This is a genomic window from Janthinobacterium sp. SUN073 (assembly GCF_030397665.1).
Classification (GTDB): Bacteria; Pseudomonadota; Gammaproteobacteria; order Burkholderiales; family Burkholderiaceae_D; genus Janthinobacterium.
Genome location: NZ_JAPUBT010000011.1, coordinates 61,175 through 73,867, shown reverse-complemented (window position 1 = coordinate 73,867; position 12,693 = coordinate 61,175). Strand labels below are relative to the sequence as shown.

Genomic DNA, 12,693 nt, shown 5'->3' with positions numbered 1-12,693 from the left:
ATGACCTTGCTGCCGGTGTCGGATTACCTCGGTGACAGCGCCGCCCTGTGCGATGCCGTCGTGCGTTTGCGCGGTCCCGCGCTGGTGGCTGAGCTGGGCCGTATCGCCAGCGCCGTGATGGCCAGCCCGCATGGCCAGTTCCTGCCTGCGGGCAGCATGGGCGCCGCTGTGCCAGCCGCGCCGTTTCCCCGCGATACGCCCGCCTTGCTGCAGGAAATCAGTTTTGACGGCCACTGTTTCGGCCATTACAGCGTGGCGGGACGCAGCCTGTACAACGACGCCGACCGCCGCCATCTGGCCAGCCTGGCCTCGCTGACGGCCGGCGTGCTGCAGGTGCATTCGCTGGCGCAACGCTCGACCCATGCGTTTGCGCAAGTCGAAGCCTTGCTGGCGCAGCAGACGCAAATCCTCGACCAGTTGCACGAATCCGTGTTGACGATGGACTTGACGGGCTACATCACCAGCTGGAACAAGGGCGCCGAGCGCCTGTTCGGCTACACCTCGGTGGAAGCCGTGGGGCGCAACATCCTGTTCCTGTACGACGACGAAGATACGGGCTTCCACGACGCCTTTCTGGAGCAGGGAGGGCGCCTGATGGAGGTGCGCCGCCGAAAGAAGTCGGGCGAGATCTTCTGGGCCAGCCTGTCCTTGTCGCCGCTGCAGGACATGGACAACAGGCCCATCGGACTCATCGCCTACCTGACGGACATCACGGAACGCAAGCTGGCCGAAGAGCGCCTGCACCACCTGGCCTACTACGACCCGCTGACCAGCCTGCCCAATCGCACCTTGCTGGCCAAGCTGGTCGACCAGGCCCTCTCCGTGGCGCAGCGCAGCAAGATGCTCGGCTGCGTGATGTTCATCGACCTGAACCGTTTCAAGCTGATCAACGACACCCTGGGCCGGCGCATCGGCGATGAATTGCTGCGCCAGGTTTCCTTGCGTTTCCGCAAGGTATTGCGCGACCAGGACCTGGTGGCGCGCCTGGGTGGCGACGAGTTCGCCGTGGGCCTGTTCGACATCGGCCAGCACTTCGAGGCCAGCATGGTGGCGCAAAAGCTGCTCGCTTCCCTGGTGCAACCGTTCCTGATCGAAGGCCACGACTTGCGCGTGGGCGCCAGCATCGGCATCAGCGTCTATCCGCAAGACGGGCAGGACGCGGAAACCCTGCTGCGCCTGGCCGACATCGCCATGTACCGCGCCAAGCAGGACAGCGGCGGCGAAGCGGAAAGCGTGGCCTTTTACAGCCAGGACATGAACCTGGGCATGCAGGCGCGCATGCGCCTGGAAACAGGCTTGCGCCAGGCATTATCGGAACAGCAACTGCTGCTGCACTATCAGCCGAAATATGCGCTGGGCAGCGGCCGCATCATCGGCGCCGAAGCGCTGGTGCGCTGGCACCACCCGCAGCACGGCATGATCCCGCCCGCCGAGTTCATCCCTCTGGCCGAATCGACGGGCCTGGTGGTGCAAGTGGGCGAATGGGTGTTGGAAGCGGCCTGCGCCCAGGCGCAAGCGTGGAAACTGGCCGGCCTGCCGCCGATCCGCCTGGCCGTCAACGTGTCCGCGCGCGAATTCACCTCGGCCCTGCCCGCCAGGGTAGCGGCAACCCTGGCCCGTTATGGCCTGGAAGCGGCCTGGCTGGAACTGGAAATCACGGAAAGCACGCTGATGCACAACATCGAGCGCGTGATCGGCATAATGGACCGCATCACGGCGCTGGGCGTGGCCCTGTCGCTGGACGACTTCGGCACCGGTTATTCAAGCTTGTCCTACCTCAAGCGTTTCCCCATCGACACCTTAAAAATCGACCGATCGTTTACCACCGGCATCCCCACGGACGCCAGCGACTGCGCCATCGCCAGCACCATCATCAGCATCGCCCAGCAGCTGCACCATAAAGTGATCGCGGAAGGCGTGGAAACGGCGGAGCAGCTGGCCTTCCTGAAGAGTTCAGGCTGCGACGAAGTGCAGGGCTATCTGTTCTCGCGCCCGTTGCCAGCGGTGGAGTTCGAGAAAGCGCTGCGGGAAAACTGGGGGCTGTAGAGCTTTGCTTTGGAGTGCCTGCGCAGGTATTGAACCCACAGGCGAAGAGCCGGGGGGGAAATAAGGCCACGGGAGTACTAGCCATTGGTAAGCCACGGACCTTTATGTATAATGCTGCCATCTGGAAGCGTGGCCGAGTGGTTGAAGGCACTAGTCTTGAAAACTAGCGACGGGTTACACTGTTCGTGAGTTCGAATCTCACCGCTTCCGCCAAGTACATAAAAAATTCGTGAGTATACTCAACCTATATTCCACCGAATTTCATTGAAAATCAACGACTTAGCTTGATTTTCATCCCTCCGAGTCACAGATTCAGAACCATCCAAAAACCATCCCACAGAATCACGCGTAGGCTGAAATGTAGGTATCATGCGGTTTTTCTCAAACCCGTACCTACAGGATTTCGCATGGCCATCAATACGCTTACCGATGCAGACTGCCGCCGCGCCACGCCGAACGACGGCAAGCTGCGCAAGCTCTTCGATGGCCACGGCCTGATGCTGGCCGTCCTGCCGAGCGGAAACAAGGTTTGGCGCATGGCCTATCGTAACGACGAGGGCAAGCAGCAAACCGCCGTCATCGGCCCGTATCCCCTGATCGGCCTCAAGGAAGCGCGCGAGCGCCGGGACGTTTTGCGGTTGAAACTGATCGACGGCGACGACCTCAAGCCGAAGCGCAAGGCAAGCAGCCCATCCATTACCCTTGATGCCGCCATCGATACCTACTGGGCGGGACGCACGGACATCAGCGCCGGCTACAAGGCAAATGCACTGCGCGCGCTGGCCATGTACATCTCCCCGACGCTGGGCGCGAAAACCGTGCGTGAAATTACCAAGGAAGACTTGATGGCCGCGCTGCGCCCGATGGATGCCGCCGGCCTGTCCGTGTACGTCCGGCGCGTGCGCATGTGGGTGGGCCAGGTGCTCGACTGGTCCATTCAGCACGGCCACTGCGAAGAGAACCCCGCATCGAACATCAATTCGAAGGTCGCTTTTTCCCGCAAACCGCGCGAAGGCTTCGCCGCCCTGGCATTGGCCGAGGTGCATCCGTTCATGGAGCGCCTGGACCTGGAAGATGAAATTCAGTCCGTGTTGGCCTGCAAGCTGCTGGCATTGACGTGGACGCGCACGGACGAGCTGCGTCGCATGACCTGGGCGGAAGTGGAGGGCGATGTCTGGCGGATACCGGGCAAGCGCATGAAGAAGGGCCGCGAGCACCTGGTGCCGCTGTCTTCCCAGGCGCTGGACCTGTTGGCGGAAATGAAGCTGCGTTCGCGGGGCAGCAATTACGTTTTCCCGAACGACCGGGGCGGCAGCCGCCCCATGAGTGAAAACGCGATTCTTTACCTCATTCACCGTATTGGCTTCAAGGGCAAGATGACGGGGCACGGTTGGCGCAAGGTCGGTTCCACCTGGGCGAACGAGCACGAGTACAACTCGGACCACGTCGAGGTGCAGCTCGCGCACAAGGACGGCGGCGTGCGCGGAGTTTACAACTCGGCAGAATACCTGAAGCAGCGCCGCGTGATGCTTCAGGCCTTCGCTGACTGGCTGTTAAAGAAGCCTGATTCCAGCGGCTTGGAGCGTTGAAAGGCGCCATCCCAGCGTGCGCTGGGTTATGGAAACGTCCGCCGGCGGCAGCTTGTTCTCCTTGACCCATCTGCGCAGCGTCTCCGAAGTGACGCCCAGCATTTTGTATAAGTCCTGGCGGTAAATAATTCGGTCTTCGTTCATTATTTGATTCCTTTCGTGGTGGGGTTTTTCTTGCGCTGGGCTGCTTCTGCATGTCCGCCTTTGTTTTGCACCGCCAAGGCGAATGCTTCGGCCTCGGTGTGGTGCGGCACTTCGACGCCAGGCTTGCGGTAGTCGCGCAGCCGGCAGAATTCTTTGTATTGGTCCATTTTTCTCTTTCGTTTTGAACGTCTTATGCTGCACACAAGAGGTCAGCCTGCACGTACTTGCGATCCCAGAACGGCGAACATTGAATGCCATCCCATATCTCGGCCATCTCACGCGGATTATTTTTCCGGTTGTGGTTGCGGGCAATATCGGTGCTGTCAACGCTGGCAAATGGGTAGCCCCAACGTGCGGCATTCATTCCGCGCAGCATGTGGAGCCAGTTCGGCACACGGCCGGTTTGACATATCGCGTTCATCGCTTCCGTCATGCGGTGATGCCAGTTCGCGGCGCCGACAACACGAAACTGTGCTGACGATCCGATGCAGACACGCTCCCACTCGTCACACAAGCGCTTGAGACGATCCAAGGGCTCATGCATGTGCCAAACCGGTGCACCGCGCTGACCATGCGGCCACTGCGCAATGAGGGCATCGTTAGCGCTGACATCGCCCATGATCGCGTCCGGAATAACTGCCCAGGTCGTTTTGTAGGTTAGCCAGCGTTCAGCCCAGGCGTAAAATCCCTGCCAGAAAGTGCCGTCCATCTCGACAATCGCTTCTCCACGGGCCTTGCGCTTCATGTTCTCCGTCCAGATGGAAAATGCCGAATTGTCGAGCATGTTGCTTTGCCCGTTTTCGTGGCACCACTCCACGTCATCCGGTCGAGCGAATGATATGCAGAACGAACGCCCCCTGAGCTGGGCCAGAACCTTGCGCGGCGTGATGGGCGTGCCATGGTAGTGCTGCGTCATGCACCACCCCGAACGGTCTTGATATCGACGCCGTGGTGATGCGCCATCAAGACTTGGCGACCGCCGAACTGTTTGTGCAGTGCGTCGGCGATAGTTTCGTGATAGCCGGTCCGGATCATTCTGGTCGCGGTGACGATGTGCTCGACCATGATGACAGCCGTGGAGTCGATTACCAGGTCATATAAGATGTGTTCGCCATTGTTCGGGCAGGTCGCGAGAAATCTTGTGCTGTAGGTATTCATCGTATTGCCCTCACGCAGTCGCACAGGTGCTGCATTCGTGGAGCTGATGCGACATGCTGGTTTTGCCGCATGCGCTGCCTTTGACGATCAGCACGGACGCGGGGCGGGTGAGGGAGGCCAGATGTTGGCGTTCAGTTTGAGCTGGCTTGATAGATACCAGCGCTGCCAGCGGCACGGCCCGAAACATGCCCGCCCACTGGTGGTCCAGCTCCACCCAAGCATGCAGCTCCCCATTGCCCACGTCGCGGCGCAGGTCGTTGACGGTGCCGGCCTGGCAGCCCTCGTCGGTATCGAATGTCACGCGGTCGCCCAGGGCGATTTGCCGCGGCGAATTGGTCAGGGTGTTCAGCATTGCGGTGCTCCTTTCAGTTTGGCGGTAACGCCGCACACGCCGTAGCGGTCGATGGCGGCGTCGATCACGTCGCCGCTGGATGCGGCAACCTCAAAAAATTCAAAGCGTTCGGTTTGCGTGCGAACGGTCACGGAAAAGGTGCTCATGTGCCATTTCCTTCTTGGGGTGGGGTGTCGGGGACGATCAGCCGGGGCCACGGGCAGGCGTTGACGGCCGCCCAGGCTGCAATCAGCGCTGTTTTTGCGTTGTCCGGCAGGTCAGGCACGGGCGCCGCAGGCGGCGTGGCCGGGGCAGGGCGGTCGGGGTGCGTACAGTTATTTACACGAGTCCGAGGAACGGCAACCCCAACAGCCACCCCGTGCCCGCCTGTGGCCTGTACCGGCGTCCACGTATGGCGCACGGACTTGAAGACCACGCCGATGAGATCGATGCAGCGCACGCCGTAGGGCGTGGTGCGCAGCGTTTCGCCGTAGCGGCCGATGACGGTTTTTTCGTCCTTGGCCAGGGTGACGACCAGTTCCTTGCGCGGCACCAGGGCGCCGCCTTGGGCGCGCAGGTATTCGGCCCAGCAGGCGCGCTTTTCGCCGTCGATCTTCTGCACGGCATCCCAGGCGCGGCGCATGGCGGCCGGGGCTTCATTGAGCATGCCCTCTTCGATGCGGCGCAGTTCGCGCCACACGGTGACGGGCGCGCCGCCCCATTGCTGGAATTGACGGATGCCCCAGCAGGCGGCCCAGGACTCGACGCGCGCCGATGGCGTCAGCTCGACATCGCCTTCGGTGTCGGCCGTGACGACATAGCCTTCCTTCGTCTTGTGCTCGGCCACGCCGTCGATGTTCTTGGCCACGTACTTGGCGATGTAGCCGGCGGCGCTGCCCTTGGCCCAGTCGATGCGCTTCACGTCCAGGCGGCGCGCGAAGGCGCCCGGTTCGCCACGGTCCACGCGCCATGCGTAGCGCTTCATGATGCGGATTGCGCGGCCCGCCACGTCCTGCAGGTGAGCCGTCTTGTATTTCGCGGTGGGGCGCACGAACAGCAGCAAGTGCCAGTGCGGGCAGCCATCGTGATGGGGTTCGGCGATGCGGAAGCCATACAGGCCGATGCCACGGCGCGCCAGCGCGGAGCGGCACAGCGATGTCATCTTGCTCAGGTAGGCGTTGGCCTCGCGCGGCGTGGAACCGTCAAACTTGTCGTTGGGCTTGCCGCTGTGCTGCATGGCGTGGAAGCGCGATGGGCACGTCCAGGTGATGAAAATGCCTTGGTCGCCGCACTCGCGGGCGATCTGTTCAAAGCCGTTGATGCGCAACATCAGCTCGCCGCGCCGGATGGCCTTGTTGGCGGTCGTTTTCTCTGCCAGCTCGGCGATGCTGAATTGCTGGCCGTTCTCGTTCTGCACCAGGGTGGCGGCCAGCGCGGCCGCGTTGCGGCGGTTCTGCGCCAGGCGCGACAGCACGGCATCGTTGCTGGCGTAGGGTTCGCCGCGATAGTTCACGTACCCCAGGCGGATATTACCGGCCTCGAAGGCGCGCTTGACCTTCTTGCGCAACTGGCGGCGCCACCAGCGGGCGTCCACCAGGCGGGCGATGGTGTCGGGGAGCTCGTCGAATTCGGGCAGCTCGATGCCATACGAGGCGCATTCGTCGGCCATGATCTGCAGGGCGTGCCTGTCCGACGTGGCAGACCAGAGAGCCTTGACCACACCAGCTGCCGCACGCTCTGCGGTGGCCACGATGTCGGCGTCGCTTTGCGACAGATCGACGCCGGCCGGCACGTACTGTTCGGCGAATTCGCGCACAAAGCTGGTGGCGACGGACTCATAGACTTTGTACCAGGACGACCAGGCCATTTTTGCCATGGCGGCCGTGATGACGCGGTTGCGCCATTTGAACGGGATGCGGGCCAGCTCGGGAGCGAACTGGGCGGATCGCAAAAAGGCTTCGTGGCGTTGCGGGGCAGGCAGCAGGATTTGTTTAGATTGCATTCAACAGTCTTTCGTACACACGGATAGCGGCAGAGGTGGCGGCGCGCAGCTCGATGCGCTCTTCCTCGGTAAATGAGTGGATGGGCGATTCCCAGCGGTCTGCGTCCATGCCGGCGGCAATCAGCACGGAGCGGCGCGCGCCACGCGGCGACAGTCCCCAGGCCTGTGCCATGAAGGGTGCCAGGTTGCGCGGCTTGATGCTGCGTAGCTGGGCCTTGGCTTCAGCGATGGCGGCCAGCGCATGCCCGGCGCCTGGTGGCGTCGGCATGTCCTTGTCGCGCGCGGCCAGAATCTCGGCGGCAGGCTGGAAGGACAGGTGGTTGTCGATAAGGGATGCCGGCATGGTTCAGTCCTTGATGGCGCCGATGGCCCGCAGCACGCCGGGCGCAATGACGATCAGGAGCGACAGCAGCCAGATGCCGCAGGTTTTGGCCAGGCGCAGCATCAGCGTGCCCCTGGCTTGAGAAAGTGTTCTGCCCAGTACGGGAGCGTGTGCGATGTGCCGCAGCAGTGCCGGGAACCCGCTTCATTGGCGAAAATGTAGTTCACCTCGATGGGCAGCTTGCCGACCAGGGCGCGTTGCTTGGCTGGCGCGAAAAAGCCGTCACGCTCCAGTGCCTGCGCATCGCCGACGATGAAGGTCAGATTGGCAGCGCCGTAGGCGTGATAGGTCTTGGCAATCTCATGGATGTGAGCGGTCAGCGCCGCGATGCCGATGCCCGCGCTGGCTTGCAGCAGAAAACACGTTGGTGCCACGGGGACAATACAATTTTGCAAGGTCGTGCTTGGTGCCATGGATTTGTCGGCATGATTGGTGGCGTGCAGCGTGTTTTCCATCGGTTTTCCTTATTTCAGGTTGAACGAATCCCGCACGCTCAAAAGGGAGCGCAGCAGGGCACAGCAAAAGAGGGGAGTTACGGCGGCCGGGCTACGGCGGCGCGAGTATCGGGATAGGCATCAGCAGCCCGCCGTCAGGTCCAAGGCCAGCTGGCTGGTGGCCGCCGTGCGCGCATGCTGGGACATCGGGATGCGGATATCCGGCTTGGGCATGGCGGACAGTGAGAGCGTGCGCAGTACTTCCAGGCCTGCCACGAAGGAGTGCCCGCATTCGGGGTTTTGGCACATGTAGGTGATCTCCTTGAACATGGCGGACATCGTGCGGCTCTTGACGGCGCGGACGGTGTATTCGCAATGCGGACAGGGCAGGCCGATGACTCTCATTTCAGCTTTCTTTCCACTTGGTACAGGGCGCGACCGCGACCTGTCATGTTTTTCGACTGTATGCGTAAGCGCGACTTGACGAGCCATTCCGCCGCCTGATCGATACTTGCCAGCCCCTGGCGCTGGCGCACGAGTTCCAGCACCGCGCGCTCTTCGTCATTGAGGTTAATTTGATGGTCTGGCATTTTCTGTAACTTTAGAGTTGCTCAAAAGTGACTCGGTTTAAACGCTGCGACGCTGTACGCTGTCGATGGTGGCGTCATCCAAGGCGATCACGGCCAAGGCTTCACGCATCACGATCTGGCGCACCAGCACCGCAAGCTCTTCGCCCTGGTAATTGGCGATCGAGGAAACGAGCTGGTGCTCATAGTCGTCGAGGCGCAGCATGACGCGGTGGCTGCGGATACGTTTTGCATCGGGGTACATGACGTTGTCCTTAGTGGGTGGGTTTGGATGCGAGTTCGCGCTTGTAGTCGGCGAGGCCGCGCAGGATCAGGAAACGGAGGAACCAGGCACGGGAGCGCTCGAGTTTCTTCGCGTAGCCCTCGACCTCGTCTACCTCATCAGGCGTCAGGCGGACGCCGAGAGGCCGAGAAGTGATGCCCTTCGCAATACGTCCGACTTTTGACAAATTATTCATAATGTTATGATCTGTAATCGCTACGGAATGGCGTAAATATATCACTCATTTGAGTGATTAGGAAAGGTATTTGTACTCAAATGAAGTATTTTTTTGATCGTCTCAAGGAAGAACGAAAGCGCCTCGGCCTCAATCAGGATGAGTTTGCGGCCCTTGGTGGAGTAAAAAAGGGTGCCCAGTTCAACTATGAAAATGGCTCCCGCACGCCAGATTCTGACTATTTGGCGGCCGTTGCTACGGCTGGGGTAGATGTGTTGTATTTGTTGACTGGCGAACATGCGCTCTCTGCATTGCCTGCTGACGAGCATGAACTGTTGACTGGCTATCGCAAACTGGATGTTCGTGCGAAAGCGAGGGTTCTTGGTGTAGTTGAGGGAAGTATTGAGCCTACAGCCACCCCGGCATCCAGATCAGTCGAACGCAATACGCAAATGGTTTTCCATGGCAAGGTTGGCCAGCAAATCCATGGTGATATTACTGCACCCCAAACGATCAACGTTGGTCGCAAAAAAAAATCACCAACGTAAATCGTGGCGTAATGGACGACTCCCGTTGCTAAAGGCCGCAACTACATGGAAAGTTGTCGCTCTAGCTCCATTATTTGTTGTTTGCTGTTGGCCGCAAAATAGATGTGAATTGATGTCTTCCGTGACCAACAGGTTTGATCGAAATACGTGCTATTACGACGGCAAGGCTTATACCGTCGGGATCATCATCGAAACGCCGCAAGGTGTGAAATGTGAATGTGCCGCTGCCGCATCAGGTACTTTGCCAACTTGGGTTCGAGGTAATTGGAGTTAGTTACGTCGCATACTTGATTTATTCTGTCGTATATTTGAAGTTTGAGGGCCATCGTTGAGTTGTGTTTTAACATTAAATATGTTGATCAGTACAATCTTTCATTGAGGGAGGTAGCATGGATTCAAAACCCCAAGTATTCATTTCTTATAGTTGGTCTAGCCCGGAACATGAGCAATGGGTGGTGGGTTTGGCCAACGATCTAGGAGACTCAGGGGTTTATGTTCATTTAGATAAGTTTGATCTTCGAGAAGGGCATGAATCAATCGCATTTATGGAGCGTATGGTTAATGATCCGAACATTAAGAAGGTATTGCTAATTTGCGATAAAGCGTACGCTGAAAAGACGAATACTCGGAGTGGTGGCGTCGGAACCGAGGCGCAAATTATTTCGCCCAAGATATATGCCGCGACAGATCAGAACAAATTTGTCGCTGTGCTTAAGGAGCGAGACAGTGATGGAAAACCATATCTACCTACTTACTACGCTTCCCGTATATATATTGATCTAAGCGGCCAGGAAGACTTCGCGGAAAATTTTGAGCGACTGGTTCGTTGGATCAATGATAAGCCACTATATCAGCGGAAACCTATTGGCGAGCGCCCGGCATATCTCGATGAGGATCCCGAAATCTCGCTTGGGACAACGCCGCTTTTTCGTCGCGCACTCGAAGCCATCAAAGGTAATAAGCTGTCTGCTGGGGGCGCTTTGACTGAGTATTTTCAGATAGTCGCTACAAATTTCGAGCGCCTTCGAATCGTCAGGGATCCAAGTAAAGAATGGGATGAACAGTTTATTGATAACCTTCTCCCTACGATATCTCTTAGAAATGAGCTGAATCAAATTTTCGAAGCTATCGCTGTTTATGATACGGCTGGAGACTTTGGCGCTAAGACACATCGTTTCTTTGAGTCGTTGATTCCCTACTTCTACATTCCTGCTCGTAATGGATCCTATTATGATACTGATGTCGATAATTTTAAATTCCTTGGGTATGAGTTTTTCCTTCATGCGGTAGCGATATTCATCGCACATGAACGATTTGATCTATGCATTCGTCTTCTGAACGACGGTTATTACTTCGAACGTAATCGAGAGTTCGGACTAGATCGGATGGTTGATTTCACCATTTTTAACCACGAGATTAAAACGCTCATTAATCGCGATAACCGTATGCAAACACGCTACCTCTCTCCTGTCGGGGTGTTCATGAAGGAGCGATTGGCGGGGACGGGGCTAAGCGAAGTGAAGTTGGCACAAGCAGATTTTGTTGCGTATCTTCGCGGTGAAGTGTTCTCTGTTGAAAACGATTCGTATGTCAGTTGGTGGCCTACAATGCTTGCATCCGCGAGTAGTAGCCATGGGGCGTTCGAGATATTTTCCCGTGCCCAATCCAAAGCGTACTTTGACCGCATTAAGGGCATGTTTGCTGTAAAAGAGTTGGACGACTTGAAACCTTTATTGGAGGTGCATAAGAATACTCAGCGCGCACCTCGCTTTGGCTATCGAACGGTTAGTATCTCTTCGCTCATTGGTATAGATAAACTCGCCACCCGAGATTGATAAGTGGTTATTTTTTTTAATTCTTCGATTGAGAATATTTTTCAAAAAGTCGTTTTAGAGTTTTTATTGCGTGGCACGCTGTATATTTAAATATGAAAAGAAAAATATGAAAAATGATGCTATAAAAAATGATTTTGAGAATTTGGTTGAGAATGGCATCGATTTTTTAGAAAAGGCCATAGCGCAATTGGAAGATGAAACGAAGCATTCGGTTATAAATTTCTATACGGGTGTTGAGATTTTTTTAAAAGCCCCTCTTGTTCTTGATCATTGGTCTCTTGTTGTTGCAGGCGGAGAGCGCGATAGGGAAAAATATGAAAGCGGAGACTTCGTTTCTGTCTCATTTGAAGATTCTTGTAAGTTGCTATCTAAGTCACTAAAGAACAAGAATGGATTGACGAAAGAAGCCAAGGAGGCATTTAATAAGGTTAGAATACACAGAAATAGAATGGTTCATTTTTTTCATAAGGCTAGTACGAAAAAAGAAAAAGAAGCCATTCGGTTGGAGCAAGCAGTTGCATGGTTTGAGTTGAATAAATTTATTACAAAGGATTTTTCTGAAGAGTTTAAGCCATTTCTTTCAAGGTTCCGAAAGATGGAGAGCCACTTATTGCTGACGCAGCATTATGCAGTTGCAAAATTCTCTAGCCCTGATATAAAAAATTTGATTGATGGTAAAACAAAGGGAGGATGTGCCTTTCTTAATTGCCCTAAATGCCATCAGAAATCGTTTGAAGAGATTTTCGATAAGAGCGTGCCAGATTTTAAGCAATATTATTGCCACGTTTGCCTTGAGAGGGATGAGTTTTTTGAAGTGCAGTGTCCTGAATGCAATGATCCTGATCAAGTTTTAAAAGTAGACACTACATTTGAATGTTCTAAGTGTGATCACGAGATTTCAACTGACGATTTTTATAGCCTGCTAGACCAGTCGAAGACGGATTACAATAATTATTATGACGCAAATACTCCTGCCAATTGTGATGAATGCCAAGGGTATCAAACTATTTGTGAGTACAAGGGGAAGTTTTTTTGTGTGAATTGTTTTACTTTATTTAGCAGTCTAAGTCAGTGTGAATGTTGTGGCGAACGTTGCACCCGAAATTGGGAGAGTAGTTATGTGACTGGATGTGAACATTGCGATGGACGAATGCCTCGTGATGATTAGATCGTAAGAAGTATCATGGGTGAAATTTCCCG

17 protein-coding genes and 1 tRNA gene are annotated in these 12,693 nt (G+C 56.4%); 6 read left to right on the top strand and 12 right to left on the bottom strand.

The features are described 5' to 3' along the window. From O0882_RS23740 to O0882_RS23730, 3 genes are all read left to right on the top strand, one after another. The gene (locus O0882_RS23740; protein WP_289952068.1) at positions 1-2,046 is read left to right on the top strand and encodes an EAL domain-containing protein; all 2,046 of its coding nucleotides are present in this window, start codon (positions 1-3) and stop codon (positions 2,044-2,046) included. 123 nt (positions 2,047-2,169) lie between these two features. Continuing rightward, a tRNA-Ser gene (locus O0882_RS23735) sits at positions 2,170-2,259 on the top strand. Positions 2,260-2,453: 194 nt separating this feature from the next. Further along, positions 2,454-3,635 (top strand): integrase arm-type DNA-binding domain-containing protein, encoded by a 1,182-nt coding sequence (locus O0882_RS23730; RefSeq protein ID WP_289952066.1) that lies wholly within the window; start codon positions 2,454-2,456, stop codon positions 3,633-3,635. A 143-nt stretch (positions 3,636-3,778) separates the two neighbouring features. Here the strand turns inward: O0882_RS23730 and O0882_RS23725 are convergent, their stop codons facing one another. The 12 genes from O0882_RS23725 to O0882_RS23670 all read right to left on the bottom strand — a co-directional run bounded on the left by O0882_RS23725 (position 3,779) and on the right by O0882_RS23670 (position 9,131). After that, positions 3,779-3,946, bottom strand: a complete 168-nt coding sequence (locus tag O0882_RS23725) for a hypothetical protein (protein ID WP_289952064.1) — start codon at positions 3,944-3,946, stop codon at positions 3,779-3,781. Positions 3,947-3,969: 23 nt separating this feature from the next. After that, positions 3,970-4,695, bottom strand: a complete 726-nt coding sequence (locus tag O0882_RS23720; protein WP_289952063.1) for a hypothetical protein — start codon at positions 4,693-4,695, stop codon at positions 3,970-3,972. Continuing rightward, entirely contained in the window at positions 4,692-4,937 is a 246-nt protein-coding gene (locus tag O0882_RS23715) for a hypothetical protein (RefSeq protein ID WP_096234255.1), read from the bottom strand. The genes O0882_RS23720 and O0882_RS23715 overlap by 4 nt, the downstream gene beginning before the upstream one ends. 10 nt (positions 4,938-4,947) lie before the next feature. Next, positions 4,948-5,289: a hypothetical protein gene (locus O0882_RS23710; protein ID WP_289952060.1), complete on the bottom strand. Its 342-nt coding sequence runs from the start codon at positions 5,287-5,289 to the stop codon at positions 4,948-4,950. Continuing rightward, entirely contained in the window at positions 5,283-5,435 is a 153-nt protein-coding gene (locus O0882_RS23705) for a hypothetical protein (RefSeq protein WP_289952057.1), read from the bottom strand. Before O0882_RS23705 ends, O0882_RS23710 begins: the two co-directional genes overlap by 7 nt. Beyond that, the gene (locus O0882_RS23700; protein ID WP_289952055.1) at positions 5,432-7,270 is read right to left on the bottom strand and encodes a replication endonuclease; all 1,839 of its coding nucleotides are present in this window, start codon (positions 7,268-7,270) and stop codon (positions 5,432-5,434) included. The genes O0882_RS23705 and O0882_RS23700 overlap by 4 nt, the downstream gene beginning before the upstream one ends. Then, positions 7,260-7,613, bottom strand: a complete 354-nt coding sequence (locus O0882_RS23695) for a hypothetical protein (protein ID WP_034745810.1) — start codon at positions 7,611-7,613, stop codon at positions 7,260-7,262. The genes O0882_RS23700 and O0882_RS23695 overlap by 11 nt, the downstream gene beginning before the upstream one ends. A 101-nt stretch (positions 7,614-7,714) precedes the next feature. Then, positions 7,715-8,107, bottom strand: a complete 393-nt coding sequence (locus O0882_RS23690; RefSeq protein WP_289952054.1) for a hypothetical protein — start codon at positions 8,105-8,107, stop codon at positions 7,715-7,717. Between the two features lie 120 nt (positions 8,108-8,227). Beyond that, complete coding sequence (locus O0882_RS23685) at positions 8,228-8,491, bottom strand: ogr/Delta-like zinc finger family protein (protein ID WP_070300963.1); 264 nt, start codon at positions 8,489-8,491, stop codon at positions 8,228-8,230. Next, the gene (locus O0882_RS23680) at positions 8,488-8,676 is read right to left on the bottom strand and encodes a hypothetical protein (RefSeq protein WP_046682347.1); all 189 of its coding nucleotides are present in this window, start codon (positions 8,674-8,676) and stop codon (positions 8,488-8,490) included. Before O0882_RS23680 ends, O0882_RS23685 begins: the two co-directional genes overlap by 4 nt. Before the next feature lie 37 nt (positions 8,677-8,713). After that, the gene (locus O0882_RS23675) at positions 8,714-8,917 is read right to left on the bottom strand and encodes a hypothetical protein (RefSeq protein ID WP_035820909.1); all 204 of its coding nucleotides are present in this window, start codon (positions 8,915-8,917) and stop codon (positions 8,714-8,716) included. 10 nt (positions 8,918-8,927) lie between these two features. Then, a complete protein-coding gene (locus O0882_RS23670) occupies positions 8,928-9,131 on the bottom strand; it encodes a hypothetical protein (RefSeq protein WP_289952049.1) in 204 nt (67 codons plus the stop codon). Positions 9,132-9,211: 80 nt separating this feature from the next. Between O0882_RS23670 and O0882_RS23665 the strand changes: the two genes are divergently transcribed. From O0882_RS23665 to O0882_RS23655, 3 genes are all read left to right on the top strand, one after another. Continuing rightward, positions 9,212-9,658: a helix-turn-helix transcriptional regulator gene (locus tag O0882_RS23665; protein ID WP_289952047.1), complete on the top strand. Its 447-nt coding sequence runs from the start codon at positions 9,212-9,214 to the stop codon at positions 9,656-9,658. 389 nt (positions 9,659-10,047) lie between these two features. Further along, positions 10,048-11,493, top strand: a complete 1,446-nt coding sequence (locus O0882_RS23660) for a toll/interleukin-1 receptor domain-containing protein (RefSeq protein ID WP_289952046.1) — start codon at positions 10,048-10,050, stop codon at positions 11,491-11,493. A gap of 106 nt (positions 11,494-11,599) precedes the next feature. Further along, complete coding sequence (locus tag O0882_RS23655; RefSeq protein WP_289952044.1) at positions 11,600-12,661, top strand: hypothetical protein; 1,062 nt, start codon at positions 11,600-11,602, stop codon at positions 12,659-12,661. Positions 12,662-12,693: the final 32 nt, after the last annotated feature.